At 71.4% G+C, this 23,816-nt stretch carries 26 protein-coding genes; 17 read left to right on the top strand and 9 right to left on the bottom strand.

Features of this window, described 5'->3' with window-relative positions; translation table 11 throughout:
- The first annotated feature begins 348 nt into the window (after window positions 1-348).
- The 3 genes from AB0K07_RS07855 to AB0K07_RS07865 all read left to right on the top strand — a co-directional run bounded on the left by AB0K07_RS07855 (window position 349) and on the right by AB0K07_RS07865 (window position 2,325).
- Window positions 349-567: a hypothetical protein gene (locus tag AB0K07_RS07855; protein ID WP_363752778.1), complete on the top strand. Its 219-nt coding sequence runs from the start codon at window positions 349-351 to the stop codon at window positions 565-567.
- Window positions 564-737 (top strand): hypothetical protein, encoded by a 174-nt coding sequence (locus AB0K07_RS07860; protein ID WP_363751840.1) that lies wholly within the window; start codon window positions 564-566, stop codon window positions 735-737. Before AB0K07_RS07855 ends, AB0K07_RS07860 begins: the two co-directional genes overlap by 4 nt.
- A 73-nt stretch (window positions 738-810) precedes the next feature.
- Window positions 811-2,325: an aminotransferase class I/II-fold pyridoxal phosphate-dependent enzyme gene (locus AB0K07_RS07865; RefSeq protein WP_363751841.1), complete on the top strand. Its 1,515-nt coding sequence runs from the start codon at window positions 811-813 to the stop codon at window positions 2,323-2,325.
- Between the two features lie 33 nt (window positions 2,326-2,358).
- Here AB0K07_RS07865 and map read toward each other — a convergent pair whose 3' ends face one another.
- On the bottom strand, window positions 2,359-3,177 hold the full coding sequence (map, locus tag AB0K07_RS07870) for a type I methionyl aminopeptidase (RefSeq protein ID WP_363751842.1): 819 nt from the start codon (window positions 3,175-3,177) through the stop codon (window positions 2,359-2,361).
- A 103-nt stretch (window positions 3,178-3,280) separates the two neighbouring features.
- Here map and AB0K07_RS07875 point away from each other — a divergent pair, with 103 nt between their 5' ends.
- The 6 genes from AB0K07_RS07875 to AB0K07_RS07900 all read left to right on the top strand — a co-directional run bounded on the left by AB0K07_RS07875 (window position 3,281) and on the right by AB0K07_RS07900 (window position 7,186).
- Complete coding sequence (locus AB0K07_RS07875; RefSeq protein ID WP_363751843.1) at window positions 3,281-3,547, top strand: helix-turn-helix transcriptional regulator; 267 nt, start codon at window positions 3,281-3,283, stop codon at window positions 3,545-3,547.
- A gap of 122 nt (window positions 3,548-3,669) precedes the next feature.
- On the top strand, window positions 3,670-4,314 hold the full coding sequence (locus AB0K07_RS07880) for a dihydrofolate reductase family protein (RefSeq protein WP_363751844.1): 645 nt from the start codon (window positions 3,670-3,672) through the stop codon (window positions 4,312-4,314).
- Window positions 4,315-4,519: 205 nt separating this feature from the next.
- Entirely contained in the window at window positions 4,520-4,912 is a 393-nt protein-coding gene (locus tag AB0K07_RS07885) for a nuclear transport factor 2 family protein (RefSeq protein ID WP_363751846.1), read from the top strand.
- Between the two features lie 323 nt (window positions 4,913-5,235).
- Complete coding sequence (locus tag AB0K07_RS07890; RefSeq protein ID WP_363751848.1) at window positions 5,236-6,126, top strand: SGNH/GDSL hydrolase family protein; 891 nt, start codon at window positions 5,236-5,238, stop codon at window positions 6,124-6,126.
- Between the two features lie 178 nt (window positions 6,127-6,304).
- Window positions 6,305-6,664, top strand: a complete 360-nt coding sequence (locus tag AB0K07_RS07895) for a VOC family protein (protein ID WP_363751850.1) — start codon at window positions 6,305-6,307, stop codon at window positions 6,662-6,664.
- A 78-nt stretch (window positions 6,665-6,742) separates the two neighbouring features.
- The gene (locus AB0K07_RS07900; RefSeq protein WP_363751851.1) at window positions 6,743-7,186 is read left to right on the top strand and encodes an OsmC family protein; all 444 of its coding nucleotides are present in this window, start codon (window positions 6,743-6,745) and stop codon (window positions 7,184-7,186) included.
- 31 nt (window positions 7,187-7,217) lie between these two features.
- Here the strand turns inward: AB0K07_RS07900 and AB0K07_RS07905 are convergent, their stop codons facing one another.
- Complete coding sequence (locus AB0K07_RS07905; protein WP_363751852.1) at window positions 7,218-8,108, bottom strand: NAD(P)-dependent oxidoreductase; 891 nt, start codon at window positions 8,106-8,108, stop codon at window positions 7,218-7,220.
- Window positions 8,109-8,221: 113 nt separating this feature from the next.
- Between AB0K07_RS07905 and AB0K07_RS07910 the strand changes: the two genes are divergently transcribed.
- Complete coding sequence (locus AB0K07_RS07910) at window positions 8,222-9,631, top strand: protein kinase (RefSeq protein WP_363751853.1); 1,410 nt, start codon at window positions 8,222-8,224, stop codon at window positions 9,629-9,631.
- Window positions 9,632-9,708: 77 nt separating this feature from the next.
- On the opposite strand, the gene AB0K07_RS07915 is transcribed toward AB0K07_RS07910, so the two are convergent.
- The 4 genes from AB0K07_RS07915 to AB0K07_RS07930 all read right to left on the bottom strand — a co-directional run bounded on the left by AB0K07_RS07915 (window position 9,709) and on the right by AB0K07_RS07930 (window position 13,611).
- On the bottom strand, window positions 9,709-10,737 hold the full coding sequence (locus AB0K07_RS07915) for a glycoside hydrolase family 11 protein (protein ID WP_363751854.1): 1,029 nt from the start codon (window positions 10,735-10,737) through the stop codon (window positions 9,709-9,711).
- 471 nt (window positions 10,738-11,208) lie between these two features.
- The gene (locus AB0K07_RS07920; RefSeq protein ID WP_363752781.1) at window positions 11,209-12,354 is read right to left on the bottom strand and encodes a DUF6596 domain-containing protein; all 1,146 of its coding nucleotides are present in this window, start codon (window positions 12,352-12,354) and stop codon (window positions 11,209-11,211) included.
- A gap of 8 nt (window positions 12,355-12,362) precedes the next feature.
- Window positions 12,363-12,770: a YciI family protein gene (locus tag AB0K07_RS07925; RefSeq protein WP_363752783.1), complete on the bottom strand. Its 408-nt coding sequence runs from the start codon at window positions 12,768-12,770 to the stop codon at window positions 12,363-12,365.
- A gap of 127 nt (window positions 12,771-12,897) precedes the next feature.
- The gene (locus AB0K07_RS07930; protein WP_363751855.1) at window positions 12,898-13,611 is read right to left on the bottom strand and encodes a TetR/AcrR family transcriptional regulator C-terminal domain-containing protein; all 714 of its coding nucleotides are present in this window, start codon (window positions 13,609-13,611) and stop codon (window positions 12,898-12,900) included.
- A gap of 116 nt (window positions 13,612-13,727) precedes the next feature.
- Here AB0K07_RS07930 and AB0K07_RS07935 point away from each other — a divergent pair, with 116 nt between their 5' ends.
- Entirely contained in the window at window positions 13,728-14,711 is a 984-nt protein-coding gene (locus tag AB0K07_RS07935; RefSeq protein ID WP_363752785.1) for an NAD(P)-dependent alcohol dehydrogenase, read from the top strand.
- 59 nt (window positions 14,712-14,770) lie between these two features.
- Here the strand turns inward: AB0K07_RS07935 and AB0K07_RS07940 are convergent, their stop codons facing one another.
- Window positions 14,771-15,433: a response regulator transcription factor gene (locus tag AB0K07_RS07940; protein WP_363751856.1), complete on the bottom strand. Its 663-nt coding sequence runs from the start codon at window positions 15,431-15,433 to the stop codon at window positions 14,771-14,773.
- A gap of 28 nt (window positions 15,434-15,461) precedes the next feature.
- Window positions 15,462-16,589: a sensor histidine kinase gene (locus AB0K07_RS07945; protein WP_363751857.1), complete on the bottom strand. Its 1,128-nt coding sequence runs from the start codon at window positions 16,587-16,589 to the stop codon at window positions 15,462-15,464.
- A 140-nt stretch (window positions 16,590-16,729) separates the two neighbouring features.
- Here AB0K07_RS07945 and AB0K07_RS07950 point away from each other — a divergent pair, with 140 nt between their 5' ends.
- The 4 genes from AB0K07_RS07950 (at window position 16,730) to AB0K07_RS07965 (ending at window position 21,257) form a co-directional block, all read left to right on the top strand.
- Window positions 16,730-17,719, top strand: a complete 990-nt coding sequence (locus tag AB0K07_RS07950; RefSeq protein WP_363751858.1) for a carboxymuconolactone decarboxylase family protein — start codon at window positions 16,730-16,732, stop codon at window positions 17,717-17,719.
- A gap of 9 nt (window positions 17,720-17,728) precedes the next feature.
- The gene (locus AB0K07_RS07955) at window positions 17,729-18,181 is read left to right on the top strand and encodes a DUF6220 domain-containing protein (protein WP_363751859.1); all 453 of its coding nucleotides are present in this window, start codon (window positions 17,729-17,731) and stop codon (window positions 18,179-18,181) included.
- Window positions 18,178-19,917: a multicopper oxidase family protein gene (locus AB0K07_RS07960; protein WP_363751860.1), complete on the top strand. Its 1,740-nt coding sequence runs from the start codon at window positions 18,178-18,180 to the stop codon at window positions 19,915-19,917. The genes AB0K07_RS07955 and AB0K07_RS07960 overlap by 4 nt, the downstream gene beginning before the upstream one ends.
- A gap of 86 nt (window positions 19,918-20,003) precedes the next feature.
- Window positions 20,004-21,257, top strand: a complete 1,254-nt coding sequence (locus AB0K07_RS07965; protein ID WP_363751862.1) for an MFS transporter — start codon at window positions 20,004-20,006, stop codon at window positions 21,255-21,257.
- Between the two features lie 59 nt (window positions 21,258-21,316).
- On the opposite strand, the gene AB0K07_RS07970 is transcribed toward AB0K07_RS07965, so the two are convergent.
- Complete coding sequence (locus AB0K07_RS07970) at window positions 21,317-21,913, bottom strand: XRE family transcriptional regulator (protein WP_363751863.1); 597 nt, start codon at window positions 21,911-21,913, stop codon at window positions 21,317-21,319.
- A gap of 98 nt (window positions 21,914-22,011) precedes the next feature.
- Here AB0K07_RS07970 and AB0K07_RS07975 point away from each other — a divergent pair, with 98 nt between their 5' ends.
- The gene (locus tag AB0K07_RS07975) at window positions 22,012-22,644 is read left to right on the top strand and encodes a class I SAM-dependent methyltransferase (protein ID WP_363751864.1); all 633 of its coding nucleotides are present in this window, start codon (window positions 22,012-22,014) and stop codon (window positions 22,642-22,644) included.
- Between the two features lie 140 nt (window positions 22,645-22,784).
- Window positions 22,785-23,714: an RNA polymerase sigma-70 factor gene (locus tag AB0K07_RS07980; protein WP_363751865.1), complete on the top strand. Its 930-nt coding sequence runs from the start codon at window positions 22,785-22,787 to the stop codon at window positions 23,712-23,714.
- The last annotated feature ends 102 nt before the right edge of the window (window positions 23,715-23,816 follow it).

Here is a 23,816-nt window from a genome sequence, read left to right on the forward strand (position 1 = left end):
TCGTAGCGTCGCAGTTACCGAACGTTCCAGATCCGGTCCCGTGGTTCGGGGTCGGTTATGGAGCGCTGCCCGGCGGAGGGAGGCAGTGATGCGGGACAGAACATCACCATGGCGACGAGTTCCCTACGACCAGTACCTGATCGCCGTCGCGATCACCCTGGCGCGGCGACACCGCCCGGCCTGGTCGTGGCGCAAGTGGGCGTGGGTCTGTCGCTGTCGGGTCGACCTGCCCTGCCGTAACCGACACCGCATCCCGATCAACCGTAAGCACTGGCCCGCCCAGGAGGAGCAATGAGCGACCAGCCGGTAGGCGCGGTCGCTGACGGCGGCGCTGCTCGGCGGCCGCGCATGACCACGCACGGCCCGGTGCTGCCGATCTGGAGCTGCGGCGGCTGCGACGCGCCCTGGCCCTGCCGTACCCGACAGCGCGAGCTGCGTGCGGAGTTCGACGGCGCTCCGATATCCCTGGCTCTCTACCTGGGTGCCCAACTGGCGCGCGCCTCCGAAGACCTGACCTGGGTGCCGGCGGGGGTGCTGCACCAACGCTTCCTCGGCTGGCTGCGGTGAGCATCCTGCGGCCCGGGGACGAGAAGTTCCACTACAGCGACGGCACACACCGGTGGATTCCGCCGGACCCCGACTACGACCAGGAGGTCTGGAACGAACAGGTCCGCCAGCACAAGCAAGGCCACCTCAGGAACGAGCAGCCGAAGGTCAGAATCCAACGCCTCGTCTGACGCCAGCAGTACAGCAAAGTGCAGCAACCCTGCGGGGCGAACGCCAGAACATGATCCAACTATCCTCCGGGTCATGACTTCGCTCGCACCCGATGGGCACGGCGTCGACTCCGCCCTGGACCCGTCCGCGCAGCAGATCCGGGACATGGGTGGCCGCGCCGTCGAGTGGATCGCCGACTACCACGACTCGCTCCGGGACCTGCCGATCAGCCCGCGAACCTCCGCTGCCGCGCTCAAGGAGCTACTCGCCGAGCCGCTGCCCGTCGAGGGCCGTGACTTCGCCGACCTGCTGGAGGTCTTCCGTGACGTGGTCGTGCCCGGCAGCCGGCACAACGGGCATCCCCGCTTCTTCGGGTACGTCTCGGCGCCGGGTACCGCCGTCGCCGCGGTGGCCGACCTCCTCGCGTCGGCGCTGAACGCGAACCTCCCCGCGTGGCGGTCGGCACCGGCTCCCGTCGAGCTGGAGCACGTGGCCATCGACTGGATCAAGGAGGCTCTCGGCTGCGATCCGGGTGCCGGAGGCCTGTTCATGAGTGGCGGCTCGATGGCCAACCTCACCGCGCTCGCCGCCGCCCGACACCGCCACTGCGGCGACACGGTCGCCACCCACGGCATGGCCGCCCACCCGGCGCCGCTGCGCGTCTACGCCTCCACCGAAACCCACCACTCGATCCACAAGGCTGCGGCGTTGCTCGGCATCGGTCGGGCCAACGTCCGCGAGATTCCGGTGGACGTCCGGTTCCGACTGGACGTCAACGCCCTCGTCCGTGCCATCGAGGAAGACCGGGCCGCCGGGGCGGAACCGTTCTGTGTGGTGGCGAACGCCGGCACCGTCGTCACCGGCGCGGTCGACCCGCTCGCCGACATCGCGGTGGTCGCCCGGGAGTACGGGCTGTGGATGCACGTCGACGCGTGCTACGGCGGCTTCGCGCGGCTCGCGCCCTCGGCCCACGCGCTCTTCGACGGCTTGTCGGAGGCCGACTCGATCTCCCTCGACCCGCACAAATGGCTCTACCTGCCCGCAGACTGCGGCTGCCTCATCTACCGCGACCCCGAGGCGGCGCGGCCCGCCTTCAGCCTGGACGCCGACTACACCCGGGTCACGCAAACCGAACCGGCCGAGGCCTTCGCCTTCTGGGACTACGGCCCTGACCTGTCCCGGCGATTCCGAGCGCTCAAGGTCTGGATGACGCTGGCACACGCCGGTTCGCGAACTGTCCGCGATGCGATCGAGAGCAACCTCGACTGTGCCCGTCACCTGGCCGAACTCGTCGACGGCAGCGCGGACTTCGAGCTGCTCGCCCCGGTCGAGCTCTCCATCTTCTGCTTCCGATACCTGCCCCCGGACGCACAGGCCGGCTCGCGGTCACCGACCGGTGAGGAGCACCTCGACCGCCTCAACGAACGAATAATGGTGCTCCTGCAGCAGGCCGGCAGCTCGTACCTGTCGAACGCGACCATCAACGGCCGCTTCGCGCTGCGCGGCTGTGTGCTCAACTACCGCACCACCCGACGCGACATGCAGATCCTCCTCGACGACGTACGCCGCGCTGCCGAGCAGGCGATCGAGGAGACGGGCTGCGGGTGAACTGCGGGCTGCCGGCCCCCGAAGCGACGCTCTTCAGGACGTCGCCGTCGCCTGTCCGGTGTGGTTGCCCGCCCTCGCGGCGTGCCCGGGGCGGTGGGTCAGTACCCGGGGGCCGGCCTTGGTGATCGCGACGGTGTGCTCGGAGTGGGCTGTCCGCGAGCCGTCCGCGGACCGGATCGTCCACCCGTCCTCAGCAAATTTGATCTTGTCGGTGCTGCGGCAGAACCACGGCTCGATCGCGAGCGTCAGGCCGGGCTTGAGCTTCATGCCCCGGCCGGGGCGGCCGTTGTTGGGCACGTGTGGAGCCTCGTGCATGGTGCGGCCGATGCCGTGCCCGCCGAATTCGTTGTTGACCTGGTAGCCGTAGCGGCGGGCGACCTCGCCGATGGCGGCGGAGATGTCGCCGAGCTGGTTGCCCGGTTGCGCGGCGTCGATTCCAGCCTTCAGCGCGACCTCGGTAGCCTCGATCAGCTTCAGGTCGTCCGGGGTGGGGGCGCCGACGACGACGGACAGGGCGGAGTCGGCGACCCAGCCGTCGATCCCGACCGCCATGTCGATGCTCAGGAGGTCGCCGTCGCGCAGGGCGTAGTCGTGCGGCAGGCCGTGCAGCACGGCGTCGTTGACCGAGAGGCACAGGACGTTGCGGAAGGGGCCGCGGCCGAACGACGGTGTGTAGTCCCAGTAGCAGGACTCGGCGCCGCGCTCCTTGATCCGGCGGCGGGCGTGGTGCTCGAGGTCCATCAGGTTGACCCCGACGGCCGCGATGTCCCGCAGCTCCGCCAGCAGCTCGCCGACGAACTGGCCGGTCACGGCCATCCGATCGATCTCCTGGGGGGATTTAAGTTCGATCACGATCAGCCCTTCCCTCTCCGTAGCGGTATATTTATACCACGCTGTTCGGGGCGCCCCGCGAGTTGGCTTTGCCGCCCGGAGACGGCGGATCTATCCTGCTGACATGGTTCGCCCACCGCTCACACCTGCACAGATCGCAGCGGGGCAACGTCTCGGAGCGGCGCTCCGGGTCGCGCGAGGTGGCCGAAGCCTCGTCGAGGTGGCCCTGGCGGCCGGCATCTCGCCGGAGACGCTGCGCAAGATCGAGGTGGGCCGGCTCCCGGCACCCGCGTTCGGCACCGTGGTCTGCCTCAGTGAGGTCCTCGGCGTCGCGCTCAGCGACCTGGCCGGGGTGTGGCTGGCCGACCTGCGCCTCCGCGAAGCGTCCTGAGGGCTCGTTTCAGACGGCCTGATCTGGATGGGTGTTGCAGTCAGCATCAGGACGGCGATGAGTCTGCCGGTGCGCGCGGGTCTACCCCCCGACCGAGACAACCACGTCATTGGGAGTAGGGCATGGGCCTCATCCACATCGAGCTGTTCGCAACCCTCGACCTCGTCGGGCAGGCGCCCGGAGGCCCCGACGAGGACCCGGTGGGGTTCCCGTTCGGTGGCTGGCAGGCGCCCCTGCTGGACGAGGTCGCTGGGGCGCAGGTCGCTGCCGCGTACGAGGGCACGGACGCCCTCCTGCTCGGCCGGCGGACCTATGACATCTTCGCCGCCTACTGGCCGCACCAGGAGGGCGGCCAGGACAACGAGATCGCCACGCTCTTCAACAGCATCCCGAAGTACGTGGCCTCCCGCGGCAGGCCCGACCTGTCGTGGGCCGGGTCCACGCAGCTCGGCCCGGATCTGCCCGGCGCGGTGCGCGAGATCCGTGACCGGCATGAGCACGTGAAGGTCGTCGGGAGCCTGAACCTGGTGCAGACCCTCCTGCGTGAGAAGCTCTTCGACCGTCTCGACCTCTGGGTGCACCCGGTCGTGCTCGGCGTCGGGAAGAAGGTGTTCGACGGCGGTGCGGTGCCCACGAACGTCACACTCCTCGAACCGCCGGTGGCCAACCCGAAGGGCACCGTGTACCTGCGCTACGGGCTGGCCGATGGCACGCCCGCGACGGGGGACATGAGCGCACCCGATCGCGGTGCCGGCCGCGACGACTGAAGCCAGTCCACGGCAGGTGTCGTCGGCGGTGAATCCGCCAGGTCGGCAGTCCGTCACGGCGTCGGCAGTTCGTGGTGCCGACGCCGTGACGAAATGCCTCACCAGAGGGTTGCCGCGCGGGCGGCCTCTGGGTCGACGAGCGCGTTGCCTGCGGCTGGTTGGTTACCGCCGCCTGCCCGCCCGCCGGATGGCAGGGTGGATGTCCATGGACAGGAAACACGTCGCCGATTGGCTCGTCGCCTACGAGCGGGTGTGGCGGACGCCGGGCACGGACGAGCTGGTCACGCTCTTCACCGAGGATGCGAGCTACCAGCAGGGGCCGTACTGGACGCCCGTCGTCGGTCTGCCGGCCATCGGCCGGATGTGGGAGAAGCAGCGCAAAGGTCCCGACGAGGTGTTCCAGATGTCGTGGGAGATCGTCGCGGTCGACGGCGACACCGCGGTGTCGCGCCAGGAGGTCCGCTACGGCGACCCGGTCGACCAGGAGTACCGCGACCTGTGGATCATGCGATTCGCCGACGACGGACGTTGCCGGTCGTTCGAGGAGTGGCCGTTCTGGCCGGGGCAGCAGCCGGCCAACCCTCCGGACGGATCGTGACCCGAGGAATCGCTCCTACCCCGGCCCTACTCGCTGAAATGTGACTGACCATGGGCGGCCGACTTTCCATATCGTCGGCCGACATTGCATTCGATCGGACAATCTGCCGCTCCGCAGGCGTATCCGCCAATTCGCAGGACGCGTGTCGAGCGAGGGCTGACCTGGGTTCGACGGTCGGTGCCGGCCGGACTCCACGGCGTACCGCTGGGTGGTTGGCGTCGCCCCACACCCCTGACCAGCATTTAGTGAGGTCTGTCTATATTGACGTCGGACGTTTGCGGGGACAGGATCTCGGCACCACCACCGTGATCCTGGGAGGCGTCATGAACCGTCCCCACCTGCCGCTCCTGCGGGCAGCCACCCGGTTGGCCGCACTCGCCATGGCCACCGCCGGCGTGCTGCTCACCGTCGCCACACCCGCCAGCGCCGCCGTGCCCACCGGCCGCTACGTCGCGCTGGGCGACTCGTACACCGCCGGCCCGCTGATCCCCACCCAGGTCGACCTGAACTGCCTACGGTCCAACCGCAACTACCCGTCGCTGGTGGCCGCGACCGCCGGCTCGTCGCCGCTCGCCGACGTGAGCTGCTCCGGCGCCACCACGGACGACATCCTCTACGGCGGCAGCGGCCAACTGGGCATCGAGGTGCCGCCGCAGCTCAGTGCGGTCACGTCGAACACGGCACTGGTGACGGTGCAGATCGGCGGCAACGACATCGGCTTCTCGGGGATCATCAGCGAATGTGCGGAGGCGAGTCTCAGCAGCCCGCTCGGATCGCCGTGCAAGAACCGGTACACCGCCGGAGGCACGGACCAGTTGCAGGCCCGGATCGCCGCCGCCGCGCCGAAGGTGACCACCGTGCTCCAGGCGGTCCGCCGCGCCGCGCCGGGCGCGCGGGTCGTGGTGCTCGGGTACCCGGCGATCCTGCCGGACACCGGCTACGGCTGCTGGCCCGTCGTCCCGATCGCCTACCAGGACGTGCCGTACCTGCGCGGCATCGAGAAGTCGCTCAACGCGATGCTGGCCGGCGCCGCGTCGGCGAACGGCGCCACCTACGCCGACGTCTACACCCCGTCGATCGGCCGCGACGCGTGCAAGGGCAGCGGTACGCGGTGGGTCGAGGGACTGGTGCCAGAGAACTCGGCCGCGCCCTTCCACCCGAACGCCCGGGGCGAGCAGGGCATGGCCACCGCTCTCCTCGCCACGCTCAGCTGAGCGGGGCCCGCAATCGGTGAAGCCGGCCCCGTCCCGCAGCGGCGGGGCCGGCTCGCCGGGTCTGTGGTCCCCGGCGTCGCGTTCGGGCCGTCACGTCGTGACCCCGGCCTCCGCCCAGGCCCGTGTGCAAGAGTGACTCATGCCGTTGAGCGCTTATCACCTCAGGACGTCGATCGCCGTGTCCGACATCCAGCAGGCGGTCGCGTTCTACGAGGGCAAACTGGGCCTGCCGGTGCTGCGGTCCGGCCCCAGCGCCACCATCGCCGACGGCAGCCGCGTCTACGGTTCCGGTGGCGGGCCGGCGCTGAACGTGTACCAGTCGGTCACCGCCGGGAAGACCCCGGCGACGCTGGCGACGTGGTACGTCGACGACATCGACCAGATCGTCGACGAACTCGTCTCGTCCGGCGTCGAGTTCATCCGTTACGACCAGCTCGAACACGACGCCAGGGGCATCACCGCCCGGGCCGGCGGTGGACGTATCGCCTGGTTCCAGGACCCGGACGGCAACACGTTCGCCCTCGAAGCCGACGCCTGATTCCCCAACGGGGGACGGACCGGTCGGCCGGCCAGGTCGGTGGCTCAAGGCCCAGGAAGTCTCGGTAGTTTCCCTGTCATGAGTGACGACACCTTCCGCTCGGTGGAGATCGAGCGAACCAGTGTGGGCAACTACGTCGCGCGCAACGTCCGAGGCGGGTCGATGTCGATGGGCACGGGCGAGGACGCCAGCTTCACTCCGGTGGAGCTGCTCCTGGCCGCCATCGGCGGCTGCACCGCAGTGGACGTGGACCACATCACCAGCCGCCGAGCCGAGCCGACCCGGTTCTCCGTCGACGTCACCGGCGACAAGATCCGGGACGAGGCCGGAGGAAACCGGATGCAGAACCTAAGGGTCGAGTTCACCGTCACCTTCCCCGAGGGCGCGGACGGCGACCGGGCGCGCGAGGCACTGCCCCGGTCGCTGCAGCAGTCGCACGAACGACTGTGCACGGTCTCCCGTACCGTCGAACTTGGTACTCCCGTCTCGATCGTCGAGGCCGCCGGATCCACCGGAGACTGACCTCTCCGGGCGGGTGGCGAGGCGTTCGGACCTAGCCGGGCGATTCGCCCAGCCGGGCCAGGGCCCGGGTGACCACCGTCAGATCCTCGGACCCGAGCCCCTGGTCCGTCACCCACTGCCACTCCGCGGCCAGAGCTTCGGCGGCGGGGAGCTGACCGGCCTCCACCTCGCGCAGCGCCAGGTTGACGTCCTTGAGGGCCAGCGCCAGGGGATACTGCGCGCTGTAGTCGTCGCGGCCGATCCGCTCCAGCTTCTCCGCCGCCCAGGGGGCGACGAGCGGGCTCCCGTTCAGGGCTGCCAGGGTCGCCGCGCGATCCAGGCCGAGCCGTTCGCCGAGCGCGATCGCGTCGGCGAGGCCCTCGGCGACGAAGGCGAGCAGCAGGTTGTTGACCAGCTTCAGGCGGGAACCCGCGCCGGTCGGCCCGACCCAGACGGTACGTTTTCCGAGCGCGTCGAACACCGGTGCGATCGGGTCCCTGACCTGCTCCGGTCCGGAGGCGAGAACGATGAGCTCGCCGCGCTCCGCCGGGCCGCGGCTGCCCGCGACCGGGGCGTCCACCATGACCACGTCGGGGCGTTCCGCGGCGACCAGCCGGGCGAGGCGTTCGGTTTCAGTGACGCCGATGGTGCTCATCTGGGCCCAGACCGCGCCCTGCGCCATCGCGGCCAGCATGCCCTGGTCGGTGGCGATGGACCGGACCGCGTCCGCGTCGGTCACCATGGTGATCACCACGTCGGCCCGGCGTACCGCGTCGGCCGGGCTCTGCGCCACCTCCGCGCCCTGCTCACCGAGGCGGCGGGCGGGCTCCGGGCGGCGGTTCCAGGCGACCGTCGGCAGACCCGCCCGGATGATGTTCGCGGCCATCGGCGCACCCATGCCGCCGAGCCCGAGTACCGCCACCTGCTGAACCTGTTTCATCATGTCCCCGATCCTCGTACCTTGGCAGCGTAGGCCGGGGTGGCGCACGGGTGGACCGATCCGGCCGAAGCCGCCTCTGTGCTTGGGATCGGCGAGTCCGGGGTACCGAGGACCTCATGCCGAGTGTGGGGCAATTCGTCGGAGACCGTTACCGCCTGGTCGAGAGCATCGCCAGCGGCGGTATGGGCGATGTGTGGCGCGCGGTTGACGAAACGCTTGACCGCTGCGTGGCCGTCAAGATGCTGCACCCTCGCCTGGTCAGCGACGCCGGCTTCGGCGAACGGTTCCGCCGCGAGGCTCGCGCGATGGCGGCCCTGCGTCACCCGGGTGTCGCCCAGGTCTACGACTACGGCGAGGTGTCCCAGCCCGGAGCGCCGGTCCTCGCGTACATCGTGATGGAGTGCGTGCAGGGGCAGTCCCTGTCGGAGCGGATCGCCGAGGTCGGCCGGCTGGACGTGGCCGAGACGATGTCCGTCGCCGCGCAGACCGCCCGGGCGCTGCAAGCCGCGCATGACGCTGGCGTCGTGCACCGGGACGTCAAGCCCAACAATTTGATCATCGAGCCCGACGGGCACGTCGTACTCGTTGATTTCGGTGTTGCCGTGACGGAGGAAGCGGCGAGCCTGACCGGAACGAACCAGGTCGTCGGCACCGCTCTCTACATGGCGCCCGAGCAGGTCTCCAGGAACGAGACCACGCCGGCGATCGACATCTACGCGCTGGGTGCCGTCGTCTACCACTGCCTCGCCGGTGCACCGCCACACCAGGGTGAGAACGCCCTCGCGGTGGCGCTGCGGCACCTCGAAGAGGAACCGCCGCCGCTGCCCGAAGACGTGCCGGCGGAGGTGCGGCAGCTGGTGGCCACCGCGATGGCCAAGGAGCCCGCTGACCGGTTCCCGACGGCCGCCGCCATGGCCGCCGCCGCGCAGGCTCTGGCGGATTCGTCCGATCAGCTGGTTCGGGCCGCTGCCGGGGCGACCTCGACGTTGCCGCAGACCGAGCACCCGACCGCCCGGCGGTCGGCCCTCGGCGCTGCGGCGGGTCGGGGGATTCGTCCCGGGCACAAGACGCTCGCGGTGCTGCTCGGATCGTTGGCCGCCGCGGCTGCCGTCCTGGTGCTCGCCGATCCCACCGGGATGATGCCGGGCCCGAGCGATCGACCGCCGGTGCCTCCAGCGGTGCCGTCCACGGCGCCGACGTCGGGGGGACCTGGCCCGGGCAGCGGCGGCGGTGAGCCGGCGACCCGCGGTTCCGCCGGTGTGCCGGTTCGGGCGTCCGGATCCGCCACCCCGACGGGCACCCGTCCAGCGGGCGAGAGCCCGGCGGGCCCGTCCACGCCGTCACCCGACGGCACTGCGGCCCCCACCACCTCGGAAAGCGCCTCCCAGGAACCGACCGCGCCATCGACCGTGCAGCCGACGGAGGACCCGACGGCGGACCCGACCGAGGAACCAGCGGCGGACTCGACCCGGGAACCAGAGGCTGAGGAGTCGGCAGCCGGAGGGACCGCGGTGCCGCAGGTCTAGGTCGTTTCGCGGACCCCGGTGTGGCGCGACGGCCGAGACCGCCGCGCCACAGGTGCGATGTCCGGAGCTGGCCGGGGTCAGCCGGTACGGCAGGTGACCGTCGGCCAGGTCCAGTTGCCGTTGGCCATGATCGTCACGCCGAAGTTGTTGCCGTTGCCGTTCGGTCTGGCGGTGATGGTTCCGGTCGTGCCGCTGACGGAGGCGTTCCAGCTGTTCTGCAGACTCTGGCCGCCGCCCAGGCCGAGGGAGACGACCCAGTTGCTGGCGCCGCTGACCGCGACGTTGAGGTTGAACCGGTCGCTCCACTGCTGACCGGCGGACAGCGTCGCAGTGCAGTTCCCGGTTCCGGGCGTGCCGGTGGTGGGGCCGGGGCCGGGGTTGCCGCCACCGCCTTCCCGGACGGTGATGTCGGAGCTGCCGCTGCTCTGGTAGCCCTCGGTGGCCATGATCTGGTAGCTGTGGTTGGTGCCGAGGTTCAAACCGGCGCGGGCCCAGGCGTCGAAGTGGTTGGCGGTGGTGATGGTGCCACTCGAGCGCTTCTGCTGGCGGACGCTCCAGTACTGGTAGAACGTCTGGGTGCCGTCGATCGACGGGGCGTTGACCCGCTGGCTGCGGAGGATGTCGTAGGTGCCGCCGTCAGTGGTGACCGTGCCCATCCGGGTGGCGCCGCTGCTCGGGTTGTAGCTGCCGAAGTTCTCCACCACGTAGTACTCGATGAGCGGGTTGCGCGTCCATCCGTACAGGGCGAGGTAGGTGTTGTTGTTGCCCGGGTTGTAGCTGCCCGAGTAGGTGACCGTCCGTCGGCTGCCGGTCGCCCAACCCTTGCCGCCGACCCAGTTGTTGGTGCTCCTGTCCCAACTGCTGGAGTATCGGCCGTCGGCGCGCAGCGTCATGCTGGCGTTGCCGCTGTCCTTCCAGAACGAGTAGAAGAACCCGTTGTGCGTGCCGGTGGAGTTCGAGCTGACGGTGCGATCGGCCTCGGCGTACGCGTTGGTGGCCAGCATCGTGCTGCCGACGGCCAGCACCGCCGCGCATGCGGCGCCGACGAGCAGCCGTATGCGGCCGCGTCTCCTCGGTCTGGTGGGGGTGTGGTTCGTGTCGGTCATGTGCGTGCTTCCTCCTCGTGACGGCTGGCGGGAGGCCAGCAGTGCGGTACGACCCGGCGGGCTGTCGGTGGCCAGGGGACGGTGGCCGGACATCGGCGTCGTACCGCGTGGTGGTGGTTGCCGGTCGTGCTGCACGACGACCGGGGGAGTGGGTCGCGGTGGATGGCATCGACGGTGATTGAGGTCCGTCGATGGGGACCGTATTGACCCAGCGGTCGGATTGTCAATAATTTCCGGAAGTCTTCTGGCGGACCGACTTGGGCGAGGGGCTTCCCGCAGGGCGAGTGTTAATCCTGGCCAGTTGCCACATCTGGTCAACCATGATCGGGATCGATCACACCTGATCCTCGGCTGGCGGGTTGGGATTCGAACGGGTGTCACCGAAAGTTCCGGAGACTTTCCGGACCGTACGCAGCCGACGGGCTTCGTTACGCCCACGAGCGGGGAGGGGAGCGTCCGTGACGCGACCCGTCACCGACGCCGGCGGGCGTTGAGCCGGGCGGCCTGGCGCGTGAGGTGGTCGCGCTCGGCGAGGTTGGGTGCCTTCCGGGCCGCCTCGGTGTACAGGCGTGCTGCCGTTGCCGGGTCGCCGTCGCGTTCGTGCAGGTACGCCGCCACCGCGAGGTAGCGGGGCAGGGAGTCGTCCAGCACCGCGAGCGCCGCCAGGCCCGCGCGCGGTCCGTCCGCCTCGCCCACGGCCACCGCGCGGTTGAGCCGGACGACCGGGCTGTCGGTCAGGCGCGCGAGTTCGTCGTACCACTCGACGATCTGCACCCAGTCGGTCTCCTCGGCGGTGGGCGCGTCGGCGTGCAGTGCCGCGATGGCGGCCTGGGCCTGGAACTCGCCGAGCCGGTCGCGGGCGAGGGCCGCCTGGAGGATCTCGACGCCCTCGGCGATGGAGGTGGTGTCCCATCGGCCGCGGTCCTGCTCGGCGAGCGGCACCAGGCTGCCGTCGGGCGCGGTCCGGGCGGCGCGCCGGGCGTGGTGGAGCAGCATGAGGGCGAGCAGCCCCGCCACCTCGGGATGGTCGATCGACGCCGTCAGCTGCCGGGTGAGCCGGATGGCCTCGGCGGCGAGGTCGACGTCGCCCGAGTAACCCTCGTTGAAGACGAGGTAGAGGACGCGCAGCACGGTGGCGACGTCACCGGGCTGGTCGAACCGGACACCGGAGACGGTGCGCTTGGCCCGGCTGATGCGCTGCGCCATGGTCGCCTCGGGCACCAGGTACGCCTGGGCGATCTGGCGGGTGGTCAACCCGCCGACGGCGCGCAGCGTGAGCGCGACCGCGGACGACGGCGTCAGCGACGGGTGGGCGCACAGGAAGTAGAGCTGGAGCGTGTCGTCCACCGCGGGCGTGGGCCCCGGCGCCGGCTCCTCGTCGACGAGGTCCTCCCGCCGGCGCCGGGCGGCGTCCGCCCGGGTCGCGTCGAGGAACCGGCGCCAGGCCACGGTGACCAGCCAACCCTTCGCGTCCCGCGGCGGGTCGGCCGGCCAGGTGCGGACCGCCTCGACCAGCGCGTCCTGCACGGCGTCCTCGGCCGCCGCGAAGTCTGCTCCGCGGCGCACGAGGATCCCGAGCACGCTCGGCGTGAGGCTCCGGAGCAGGGCCTCGTTCATCAGAACGGTCACTCCGTGATGGTGGGCGGTTCGGTCAGGAAGGGGCGCAGTTCGAGCCACTCGTGGATCGGCTTCCCGCCCGCCCCGGGGGCGGCCGACAGTTCCCCGGCCAGCTCGACGGCGCGTTCGTAGCTGTCGACGTCGATCACCATCCAGCCGGCGATGAGGTCCTTCGTCTCGGCGAACGGGCCGTCGGTGACCGGCGGCCGGCCCTCGCCGTCGTACCGGACGAACGTCCCCTCGGGGGCGAGCGCCTGACCGTCGACGAACTCGCCGGTGCCCTCGAGCCGGGCCGCGAAGTCCTTCATGTACTGCACGTGCGCGGAGATCTCCTCCGGCGTCCACTGGTCCATCGGTACGTCGTTGACGGCAGCCGGAGCGCCGCGGTAGTGCTTGAGCAGCAGGTACTTGGCCATCCTGGTGTTCTCCTCGGTGCTGGTGCGACCCATTGTCGTCACGTTCACCTCGGGGACGGAGCCAGCCACCGGTTCTCGACACGGCCGTCGGACTTTTTGGGAAGCTCTCGCCGCTCGTGCTGGCGTCCTACCGGGATGGCGACGATGTCCAGCCCTGCTGGTGCAGCCGTTCGATGCCGTCCAGAAGCAGGTCCAACGCGAACTCGAACTCGAACTGGTCGTCACAGCCCTGCCCGAGGACGGACTCGTCGTCGTGGGCCGCCGCCATGGCGATCTCCGCGACGTGCGGGAACCTGGCCGCGATCTCCGGTGGGAGGGCTGACGGTGGCTCCGGTTCGGTCGTACCGGACCGGCCGGCGCGTCGGGAGGGGTCGAACAACTCCTGGCTGAAGCCCAGGATCCGGCTGCCCATCGCGTGCATCACGTGGTGCGCGAGGTCGACGGAGAACCCGCCGGCCCGGAACGTCCCGATCATCGAGTCGAGGTACGCCAGGATGGCCGGCGTCGCCATGTTCCGCGACTCGATCGCGAGCGGCGCCCAGGGGTGGCGCAGCAGCACCTGCCGCGCCGAGAGGATGCGCCGGCGGACCACCTGCTTCCAGCCGGCGTCGGGCTCGGGCGGATCGATCTCGCCGACGACCACGTCGATCATGCCGTTCAGCAGCTCGTCCTTGTTGGCCACGTGCTTGTAGAGGGCCATCGGCACGACGCCCAGATCCTGGGCGAGGTTGCGCATGCTGAGGGACTCGATCCCGGCCTCGTCGGCGAGAGCGACGGCCGCGTGCAGGACCCGGTCCCTGCTCAGCGGCGCGCGGCGCAGCGTCTCAGCCTGCTCAGCCATCTCGCTCCTCATCTTCGGGCGGCGATTGAACCCTAATCCTCTTGACAGGTGTACGGCGTACACCTACCGTGTTTTCCATAAGGTGTACGCCGTACACCTGACGGGAGGGGTAGATGATGAAGGCGATCGTCCAGGACCGATACGGCTCACCGGAAACACTCACGCTCGCCGACGTGGACGCGCCGGTGCCGGCCGGCGACGAGGTGCTGGTGCGGGTGGAGGCCGCCGCGCTCAACGCGTACGACTGGCATGCCATGCGTGGCGATCCGCGGATGGCGCGGTTGGCGATGGGGCGGTCACGGCCCCGGGCGCGCGTCCGTGGCCGGGATTTCGCCGGCCGGGTCGAGGCCGTCGGCCCGCAGGTTCAACAGGTGCGCCCGGGCGACGCCGTCTTCGGCGACCTCGGCGACGCCAACGGCGCGTTCGCGGAGTACGTGTGCGTACGCGAGACCCTGGTCGCGGCGAAGCCGGCGAACCTGACGCCGCAGCAGGCGGCCGCCCTGCCGCTTGCCGGCATCACCGCGCTCATGGGCCTGTGCGACGTCGCGCAGGTCGAGCCCGGTCATCGCGTCCTCATCAACGGCGCCTCCGGCGGCGTCGGCACGCTGGCCGTCCAACTGGCCACGGTGCTCGGCGCGAGCGTGACCGGCGTGTGCAGCACCCGCAACGTCGACCTGGTGTCCTCCCTCGGCGCCGACCACGTCTTCGACTACACCCGAGACGACTTCACCCACGACACCCGCCGCTACGACATCGTGTTCGACCTCGTCGGCAACCGCTCGCTCACCGCGCTCCGGCGCGTGTTGACCCCGACCGGGACGCTGGTGCTCTCCGGCGGCGGCGTCTACCGGGGCGGCAGCCTCATCGGGCCGATGGGTCTCATCGTGCGCGGGCGGCTGCTGGCACCCTTCGTCCGCCACCGCATCGCCATACTGACGACCGCACCCAGCCGGCGGCACCTCGACACGCTCCGCGCCCACGCCGAGAGCGGCCGCCTCACCCCGGTGATCGACCGAACCTATCCGCTCCACGAGGTGCCCCAGGCCATGCGGTACCTCGAAGGTGAGCACGCGCGGGCGAAGGTCGTCATCACCATCTGATGCCCACCCCTGGAGAGGGCTCGACGGGCACGGCGTCGTCGACGCACGACGATGCCGTGTCACCGGCGACGTGGCGTGACCAGTCCCGACTCGTACGCCCACACCACCAGCTGGGCGCGGTCGCGGCAGTGCAGCTTGGTCATCGCCCGGTTGATGTGTGTCTTGGCGGTCAACGGACTGATCACCATGTGTGAGGCGATCTCGTCGTTGCTCAGCCCCCGGGCGACGAGCTCGACGATCTCCTGCTCGCGGGCGGTCAGCACGTCGCGTCCCGCCGCTGGCTCGGCCGGCGACGGGCCGGCCACGAACTCGCTGATGAGCGTACGGGTGACGGCCGGGGCGAGCAGCGCGTCGCCGCGAGCCACGACGGCGATGGCCTGCAGCAGGTCGGCGGGGTCGGCGTCCTTGAGGAGGAAACCGCTGGCGCCCGCGCGGAGTGCGGCGAAGACGTAGGAGTCGAGCCCGTAGTTGGTGAGGATGAGGACGCGGATCGCGGCGAGGTCGGGATCAGCGGCGATACGCCGGGTGGCTTCGATGCCGTCGAGTCCCGGCATCTGCACGTCCATCAGCACGACGTCCGGGCGCTGGCGACGCGACAGCTGGACGGCTGACGTGCCGTCGATGGCCTCGCCGACGACCTCCAGGTCGTCCTCGGCGTCGAGCAGCGCCCGGAATCCAGCTCGCATCAGCGCCTGATCATCGGCGAGCAGCACCCGGATCATGCCGGCTCCTCCCCGCGCGAGCGCTCGGTCATGCCGCGTCCAGCGGGAACGTGGCCCGTACCGCGAACCCGCCGCCGTCGCGGGCGGCGGCCCGCAGTGTGCCGCCCAGCCCGGTCACCCGTTCCCGCATGCCGCGCAGGCCCACACCCGGTGTCGTCGCTCGGGCCGGCGAGGCCTGGCCGTCGTCCGTGACCGAGACGGTCAGCTGTGCCGGGGCGTACTCGACGTGGATCTGCGCGGTGGCCGGGCCGGCGTGGCGGGCCACGTTGGTCAGGGCCTCCTGGACGAGGCGATACCCGGCCTGGTCGACCTCGGCGGGCAGGTCCCGGGGTTGACCGGTGACGGTCACCTGCACGGGTACGCCGGCCGCCCTGGTCCGCTCGGCGAGCTCATCCACCCGGGCCAGTCCGACGTGGTCGCCGTCGGTGGGGGAGCGCAGGACGTCGAGTGTCGTGCGGAGTTCCCGCATCGCGGCGCTGCTGGCCTCCTGGATCGCCAGCAGCGTGGCCGACGGTTCGTCGCCGTGTTTGCGGGCCAGGTGCACGGCGATCCCGGCCTGCACCTTGATCACGGAGATGCTGTGGGTCAGCGAGTCGTGCAGGTCCCGGGCGATGCGCAGGCGCTCCTCCCCGGCGCGACGCAACGCCATCTCCTCGCGGGTGCGTTCGGCCTCGATCGCCCGCTGCTCGACCTGTTCCAGGTACGCCCGGCGCTGCCGCGCGACGAGCCCGGCGACGTTGGCCGCCACGAACCAGCCCAGCAGCAGCGCGGACCGCTCGGCGATCAGCTGGCCGGGCCGGTCGGCGGGCGCGACCGAGATGTCGCGGGCCAGGAAGCCGCCGAGGAAGAGGAGGCTGGCCAGGACGGCGGCCGATCGGCGTCCCCGCCAGGCGGCGACGTAGACCGCGCCGAGGACGGGGAACGCGGCCGACACCCCGGGGTGCACCCGGACGTGGAGGGCCAGCATGGCGGCGGTCACCACGCTCAACGCCACGACCGGGTACCGCCGGCACACCGCCAGGGCCGCCGCCATGGCCAGCACCAGGGCGACGTCGAGCGCCCGAACCGGTGCGGCGTCCGGTGCGAGCGCGGCGTTGCCGAGCAGGAGGCCCCCGAGGGCGAGGCCGCTGAGGGCGTACGGGAGATCGCGGCGCATGGTCGAACTGTAGAACGGGCCGTCATCGGGGAACATCTACCGACTGCGGTAGAGGGGCGTACTGCGGACGCGGTATCGGTGGACGGCAAGTGCCTGCGACGGTACGACGTTCCCGGCCCGTCAAGGCGAGCATCGAGCCCATGACATACCGCTTCTTCACCCCCGCGAAGGCGTCGGCCGCGACCGGTCTTACCGCGGAGGTCTACCGGCAACTGTCGGACGAGTTCCTCGGGCCGTTGCCCACCTTCCAGGCGCTCTCGGCGGTGCCGGAGGTGCTGGCCGCGACCTGGGCGCTGATGCGGGAGGCCCTGCTCGCCGGGGACACGTCCCGGGTCGACCGTGAACTCGTCGCGTCGGCGGTGTCCCGGGCCAATCGCTGTCGGTTCTGCCTCGACGCCCACGTGATGCTGCTGCACGCGCTGGGCGAACACGCGCTGGCCGAGGCCATCGCCCGGGGCGGGACGCCACCGGAGCCGACGCGTGCCGAGCTCGTGCGCTGGGCGGAGGCGAGCCGCAGCCCTGGGACCGCCGGCTGGACCAGCCCGTACGGCCCCGAGATCACCGGCACCCTGCTCGCCTTCCACTTCATCAACCGGATCGTCTCGGCGCTGCTCGACCCCGATCTGCTGCCCGGCGGCCTGCAACGCTCCCCGCTGGTGCGGTCGGTCGGGGGCCGGCTCTACTCCCGGACGGCGCGGGAGTCGAAGGAGCCCGGCGGCAGCCTCGCGCTCCTCGACGTCGGCACGACCGCGCCACCGGCGTGGGCGGGGGACAGCGCGGTCGGCGTCGCGTACGCGGCACTGCGGGACGCCGCCACGCGGGGCGGGGACCTCCTGGGCGACGTGGCGCGCCAGACCGTCGCGGCCACCGTGCGCTGGGAGGACGGGCTATTCCCGGCCCGGCCCGGTGACTGGGCCGTCGACCTGGTCCGGGACGTGCCCGGCGCGGACCGCGTCGGGACGCGGATCGCGTTGCTGGCGGCGTTCGCGCCCAGCGCGATCAGCGTGGGCGACGTCGGCCTCTGGCGGCTCTCCCATCCGGCCGACGCCGATCTCGTGCGGCTGGTCGCGTACGGCGCGATCACGGCCACCGATCACGTCGCCCGGTCACTGTCCTCGGCCCATCTCTAGGAGGTCACCATGCGCAAGGCCCTTGTCGTCGTCAGCGCCCTTCTGCTCGTCTCGTTCGCCCTGCAGTTCGTCTTCGCCGCTGTGGGCGCGTTCACGACACCCGGGGGCGACGGCGCGTACGCGCTGCACAGCGTCAACGGGATGGCGATCATCCCCGTTCTCACCCTGCTGACCATCCTGTTCGCCGCGCTGGCGAGGGCCCCGGGCCGGCTCATCGGACTGACGGTCCTGCCGCTCGGCCTCGTCGTCGTGCAGGCGCTCACCGCCGCGCTCGCGAACGGCTCCACCGACGCCGCGGGCGCCAGTACACCGTTCGGCCTGACCATCGCCGGGCTGCACGCGGTCAACGGGATCATCGCGGTGCACGTCGTGGTCGGCGTCCTCCGGGCCGCGCGGAAGCTGGCCGACCCGGTGCCGGCCGACGTCACGCGGGTGACCGTCCGGGAAGGGGAGCCGGCGTGACCACCGGTTCGCTGCTCGCGGCCGACCTCGTGATCGCGCTCCTGGCCGCCGCGGGATGGCTGGGCGGCGGTGCCGCGTCGGTCGCCCGGCGTCGCCCACTCGCGCTGGGACTGGCCGTCCTCGCGCTGCTCGCCACGCTCGCCCGCGCGATCACGATCACCGCGCTCGCCCGCGCCGGCTGGTGGTTCGCGGCGGAGAAGGTCCTCATCGCGGCCCCACTGTCGCTCGCGGCGGTGGCCGTCGCCGGGCCGCGGCTGCTGCGGCCCCCGGGCGACATCCGGTCCGTCGCGCTCCCGCTTCTCTTCGCCGGGTACGCCGTGAGCGGCGGTCTGCTCGTCACGGTCCTGCACGGCTATCCGGCGTCGGCGGGCGCGGGACTGCTCGCGGTCGCCGGGGTCGTCACGGCGACCGCCGTGTCGTGGCGCGTCCTCGGCGCGCGCCCGTCCCGGACGGTGTCCCGGGCAGCCGTCGTGGTGGCGGTCGCGGCGCTGGTGACCGGAACCGGGCTGGCCGTCGCCCCGAACGCCGCTCCGGCCGTACCGCATGATCATCAAGCTGGGGACGCGCGGACCGTGGGCGAACCGACGCGGCGGTTCACCCTGACGGCCGGGACCGCCACGGCGCGCGTGAGCGGCCGGGACGTCGCGGCGTGGGCGTTCAACGCGCAGGTTCCCGGACCGGAGTTGACCGCCACCGTCGGCGACGTGCTGGAGGTGACCCTGCGCAACCGGGACATCGCGCGGGGCGTCACGCTGCACTGGCACGGGTACGACGTGCCGAACGGTCAGGACGGGGTGCCCGGCGTGACGCAGGCGGCGGTGCTGCCCGGCCAGGAGTTCGTCTACCGGTTCCGCGCCGATCAGGTCGGGACGTACTGGTACCACACGCACGCGGTCTCCGACGTCGGCGTGCGGATGGGGCTCTACGGCGTCCTGGTGGTGCGCCCGGCGCCGGCGGCCGGCGTGGACGTCACGGTGCCGGTGCACACGCTGGAGGGCCTGCCGCTGCCCGCACCGAGGACGGAGTCGGTCGAGGCGGGAGCGCCCGTGCGGCTGCGGCTGATCAACACCGACAGCACGACGCACCGGTACGCCCTGGCCGGGACCCCGTTCCGGGTCGCCGCGATCGACGGATCCGACCTGCGGGGCCCGACCCCGCTCGCGGACACCACCGTGCTGATCCCGGCCGGGGGCCGCTACGACCTGGTGTTCACCGCGCCCGCCACACCGGTGGCGCTGTTCGTCGACGGACGGGCGGTCTGGTCGACCGGACCGGTGTCGGCGCCGGACGACGCGTGGCCGGTGCTGGATCCACTCACCTACGGCGCCGCATCTCCGGTGCCGTGGTCCCGGTTCGACAGGACGTTCACCCTCGTTCTCGACCGCGGCCTCGACCTGCGCGGACTGCTTCCCCGGTACGCCCACACCGTCAACGGCGCGGCCGACCCGGACATCCCTTCCCAGGTCGTACGCCTCGGCGACGTCGTCCGGTTCACGATCGTCAACAGGTCGCAGATCGTGCACCCGTGGCACCTGCACGGCCATCACGTCCTGGTGCTGTCCCGCGACGGACGGCCGGCGACCGGAAGCCCGCTGTGGCTGGACTCCTTCGACGTCCGCCCCGGCGAGGTGTGGGAGGTGGCGTTCCGGGCCGACAACCCGGGAATGTGGGCCAACCACTGCCACAATCTGGCGCACGCCGACGCCGGGATGACGCTGCACCTGATGTACTCCTGATCCGGCTGTTTGATCTGCCACCTCCGGCCTTGCTTTGATCACAGCGAGCAACGGCTCGTTGTGGGTGGCGGGAGGTGCGCAGCTTGGTGGCCAGCCGATCCCTGGGCCGGCAGTTCCGGTGGTTGTGGGCGGCCTACGCGGTGAGCGCCTACGGCTCCGGGCTGGGGTTCGGTGCGTTGCCGCTGATCGCCGTGCTGGTGTTGCATGCCGGCCCCGCCCAGGTGTCCGCGCTGTCCGCGGTGGGGCCGGCGGTTGGCGCGCTCATCGCGTTGCCGCTCGGGCCGTGGGTGGAGTTTCGCCGCAAGCGGCCCGTGATGATCGCGTTGGACCTGGCCCGGTTCGCGGTCCTGATGACGATCCCGATCGCCTACGCCTGCGGCCGACTCAGCTTCGTCCAGTTGCTGGTCGTCACGGTCGTGCTCGCCGCAGCCAAGATCGCCTTCGGCGCGGCGAGCGGCGCCTACCTCAAGACCCTGGTCCGGCCGGACGAGCTGCTCGTGGCGAACGCGCGGTTCGAGTCGACGACCTGGAGCTCCATCGCCGTCGGGCCGCCGCTGGGCGGGGCGGCGGTCGGCCTGTTCGGGCCGGTCACGACCGTGGTGGCCGATGCGGTCAGCTACCTGTTGTCCGCGCTGGGGATCACCGCGATCCGCGGCCGGGAGGAACATCCGCGGCGAACCGGCAAGCGCCGGGTCCGGGCCCGCGAGTTGCGCGAGGGCTGGCGGCACATCCTGGGCCACCCCGGCCTGCGGGCGCTCTACGCCAACCAGCTGCTCGTCAGCGGCCTGATCATGGCCACCGAGCCGCTGCTGGCCGTGCTGCTGCTCGGTGAACTCGGATTTCCACCCTGGCAGTACGGCCTCGCCTTCGCCGTCCCCTGCGTCGGCGGACTCATCGGCTCACGCCTGGCCCGCCGTGTCGTGGCCCGCTACGGCCAACACCGGATCCTCCGGACGGTGGGCACGCTGCGCGCGGTCTGGCTGATCGGCCTCGCCTTCGTCCAGCCCGGTCTCGCCGGCCTCGCGACGGTGATCGCCGTCGAATTCGCGATCATCATCAGCATGAGCCTGTACAACCCGGTACTCGCCACCTACCGACTCGAACACACGCCCACGGACCGCACCGCCCGCACCCTGTCGGCCTGGTCGATCAGCAGCAGCGCCTGCATCGCCGTCCTCAGCGCGCTCGGCGGACTGCTCGCCCACGCCACCAGCCCCCGCACGGCCATCGCGGTCGCGGGGCTGCTCATCCTCGCCAGCCCGCTGTTGCTGCCCCGCCGCCCGGTCCCCGCACCGCTACCCGAGATGGAGCCAGCGACGGCCGGTCCGAGTCACGCCTAGGCGAGGAGGAAGTCGACGGTGCCCGTGCCGCCGGGTTGGCCGGGCGGGACGCGCAGCCTCTACCGGGACTGGCCGGGTTTCGGTGCGACGCGGACGTGCGCGCGTTCGCCCTGCTTGCCGATGAGGCTGAGGAACTCGACCGGACCGGAGCTGGTGGCCCCGAACCAGTGCGGGGTGCGGGTGTCGAACTCCGCGGCCTCCCCGGGCTCGAGGATGAGGTTGTGCTCACCGAGGACCAGGCGCAGCGTGCCGTTGAGGACGTAGACCCAGTCGTAGCCCTCGTGGGTGCGCAGGTCCGGTTCGCGGTCGTCGGCCCCGGTCGGGAGGACGAACTTGTAGGCCTGGATACCTCCGGGCCTGCGGGTCAGGGGCAGGACGGTCGATCCGTCGCCGAAGGCGATGGGGCGCAGGTTGATGCGGGGATCTCCGGTTGGCGGCGCGTCGACGAGTTCGTCGAGAGTGACGCCGTACGCGCGAGCGAGCGGGAGGAGCTGTTCGAGCGTGGGGCGCCGCAGGCCCGCTTCGAGCCTGGACAGCGTGCTGGCGGAGATGCCGGTCTCCTCGGCGAGGTCGGTGAGCGTGCTGTTGCGGCGGAGCCTCAGGTGCTTCAACCTCGGCCCGACCGCGTCGAGCGTGCGGTCCAGTTGGTCATCCATGCCCCCACTTTGCCATTTGGCAAAAGTCTTTGCGGTTCTGCTCCGCTGGGGCGCACGATCGCCGCGGACGGCCGATGACGGTGAAGGGGACGCGCGAGATGCACGGATTCGACAAGGACTACTGGGATCAGCACTGGCACCAGGCGCGCCGCAGCGGTCCCGGAACCACGGACGGCGGCGCCCCGAACCCGTACCTCGCGCACGAGACCGGCGGCCTGACGCCGGGCACGGCGTTGGATGCCGGGTGCGGCACCGGTGTCGAGGCGATCTGGCTCGCCTCCCACGGCTGGGACGTCACCGCGGTCGACATCGCCCCCGAGGCCCTCGCCCGCGCCGCCGAGCGCGCGACGAACAGCGAGGTCTCCGCGCGCGTGCGATGGGTCGAAGCGGACCTGACCGTCTGGGACGCGCCCATGCCGTTCGACCTGGTCACGACGCACTACGCGCATCCGGCGATGCCGCAGTTGGCCTTCTACGACCGTGTCTCCGGGTGGGTCGCGCCCGGCGGCACCCTGCTGATCGTCGGGCACCTGCACACCTCGGCGGCCACCGAGCACGGGCACCACCCGCCCGCCGAGGCGTCGGTCACCCTCGGCGACATCACCGCCGGCCTGGACAGCGCACGGTGGACCGTGGTCACCGCCGAAGAGCACCTCCGCACGGTCACCGGCCCCGAGGGCCAGGCGACCCCGCTGCACGACGTCGTCGTACGCGCCACACGACGCCCCTGAGCACACGGGAATCTGCCCGGCCCGATCGCTGAGACAGCTCGGGCTGGGTGACGCCCGTCACGAGCGCCCGGTGTCACAGCAGGTGACAGGTCGGCGTCTTGTGTGCGACGCAGGCGGGATCGAAGCGACAGGAGCGACGCATGGTCAGCGCAATTCCGGACGCTGGAAGCGCAGTCACGAGGCAGGATCGCGGCCCCGACCCCGCCACCGACGCGTTCGTCTCCCACCGCAACCTGCTCTTCACCGTCGCCTACGAGATGCTCGGCTCGGCCGCCGACGCCGAGGACGTCCTCCAGGAGACGTGGCTACGGTGGGCGGACGTCGATCTGGACACGGTGCGCGACCAGCGCGCGTACCTGGTCCGGATCGCCACCCGCCAGTCCCTCAGCCGGCTGCGTACGCTCGGCCGCCGCAAGGAGTCCTACGTCGGCTCCTGGCTCCCCGAGCCGCTGCTGACCACGCCCGACGTCGCGGACGACGTCGAGCTGGCCGAGAGCGTCTCGATGGCGATGCTGCTGGTGCTGGAAACGCTCGGTCCGATCGAGCGGGCGGTGTTCGTCCTGCGCGAGGTGTTCGATCTGGCCTACGACGAGATCGCCGAGGCCGTCTCCAAGAGCCCGGCCGCGGTCCGCCAGATAGCTCACCGGGCACGGGTGCACGTGGCCGCGCGCCGGCCGCGCGGCGCGGTTACGCCCGCCGAGACCCGAGGTGCGCTCGAGGCGTTCCAGCGGGCGGTCGAGACCGGCGACATGCAGGGTCTGCTCGACATCCTCGCGCCGGACGTCGTGCTCCTCGGTGACGGTGGTGGTATCCGGCAGGCGGTCCCGCGGCCCGTCGCCGGGGCCGGCAAGGTGGCGCGCCTGTTGGTCAGCAGGAAGGCCAGGATCGCTGCCATGTCGCTGCGGCCGGCCCAGGTCAACGGCTACCCGGCGCTGGCTCTCCGGCTCGACGGCGAGATCGACACCGTCGTCGCGGTGCGCATCGACGACGGCCTCATCACCGGCCTCTACGCCGTGCGCAATCCCGAGAAGCTGTCCCACATGCACAGTGAGACCGCCCTGCGGCGCTGAGCCGGTGGCCCACGAAGCGCGGTCGGCGCAGCGGTGGCGACGGTCGCCGTCCCGGAGATCCAGCCTCCTCCCTGCGCCGGTGGTCGCGGGTTGAGGCGGCGG

This window comes from Micromonospora sp. NPDC049301, assembly GCF_040678715.1.
Lineage (GTDB): Bacteria > Actinomycetota > Actinomycetes > Mycobacteriales > Micromonosporaceae > Micromonospora.

Coding starts and splice junctions, on each gene's coding strand:
- AB0K07_RS07855 (WP_363752778.1), top strand. CDS start 349: ATGACCACGCACGGCCCGGTGCTGCCGATCTGGAGCTGCGGCGGCTGC.
- AB0K07_RS07865 (WP_363751841.1), top strand. CDS start 811: ATGACTTCGCTCGCACCCGATGGGCACGGCGTCGACTCCGCCCTGGAC.
- AB0K07_RS07875 (WP_363751843.1), top strand. CDS start 3,281: ATGGTTCGCCCACCGCTCACACCTGCACAGATCGCAGCGGGGCAACGT.
- AB0K07_RS07880 (WP_363751844.1), top strand. CDS start 3,670: ATGGGCCTCATCCACATCGAGCTGTTCGCAACCCTCGACCTCGTCGGG.
- AB0K07_RS07885 (WP_363751846.1), top strand. CDS start 4,520: ATGGACAGGAAACACGTCGCCGATTGGCTCGTCGCCTACGAGCGGGTG.
- AB0K07_RS07890 (WP_363751848.1), top strand. CDS start 5,236: ATGAACCGTCCCCACCTGCCGCTCCTGCGGGCAGCCACCCGGTTGGCC.
- AB0K07_RS07900 (WP_363751851.1), top strand. CDS start 6,743: ATGAGTGACGACACCTTCCGCTCGGTGGAGATCGAGCGAACCAGTGTG.
- AB0K07_RS07905 (WP_363751852.1), bottom strand. CDS start 8,108: ATGATGAAACAGGTTCAGCAGGTGGCGGTACTCGGGCTCGGCGGCATG.
- AB0K07_RS07910 (WP_363751853.1), top strand. CDS start 8,222: ATGCCGAGTGTGGGGCAATTCGTCGGAGACCGTTACCGCCTGGTCGAG.
- AB0K07_RS07915 (WP_363751854.1), bottom strand. CDS start 10,737: ATGACCGACACGAACCACACCCCCACCAGACCGAGGAGACGCGGCCGC.
- AB0K07_RS07920 (WP_363752781.1), bottom strand. CDS start 12,354: ATGAACGAGGCCCTGCTCCGGAGCCTCACGCCGAGCGTGCTCGGGATC.
- AB0K07_RS07925 (WP_363752783.1), bottom strand. CDS start 12,770: ATGGCCAAGTACCTGCTGCTCAAGCACTACCGCGGCGCTCCGGCTGCC.
- AB0K07_RS07930 (WP_363751855.1), bottom strand. CDS start 13,611: ATGGCTGAGCAGGCTGAGACGCTGCGCCGCGCGCCGCTGAGCAGGGAC.
- AB0K07_RS07935 (WP_363752785.1), top strand. CDS start 13,728: ATGAAGGCGATCGTCCAGGACCGATACGGCTCACCGGAAACACTCACG.
- AB0K07_RS07940 (WP_363751856.1), bottom strand. CDS start 15,433: ATGATCCGGGTGCTGCTCGCCGATGATCAGGCGCTGATGCGAGCTGGA.
- AB0K07_RS07945 (WP_363751857.1), bottom strand. CDS start 16,589: ATGCGCCGCGATCTCCCGTACGCCCTCAGCGGCCTCGCCCTCGGGGGC.
- AB0K07_RS07950 (WP_363751858.1), top strand. CDS start 16,730: ATGACATACCGCTTCTTCACCCCCGCGAAGGCGTCGGCCGCGACCGGT.
- AB0K07_RS07955 (WP_363751859.1), top strand. CDS start 17,729: ATGCGCAAGGCCCTTGTCGTCGTCAGCGCCCTTCTGCTCGTCTCGTTC.
- AB0K07_RS07970 (WP_363751863.1), bottom strand. CDS start 21,913: ATGGATGACCAACTGGACCGCACGCTCGACGCGGTCGGGCCGAGGTTG.
- AB0K07_RS07975 (WP_363751864.1), top strand. CDS start 22,012: ATGCACGGATTCGACAAGGACTACTGGGATCAGCACTGGCACCAGGCG.
- AB0K07_RS07980 (WP_363751865.1), top strand. CDS start 22,785: ATGGTCAGCGCAATTCCGGACGCTGGAAGCGCAGTCACGAGGCAGGAT.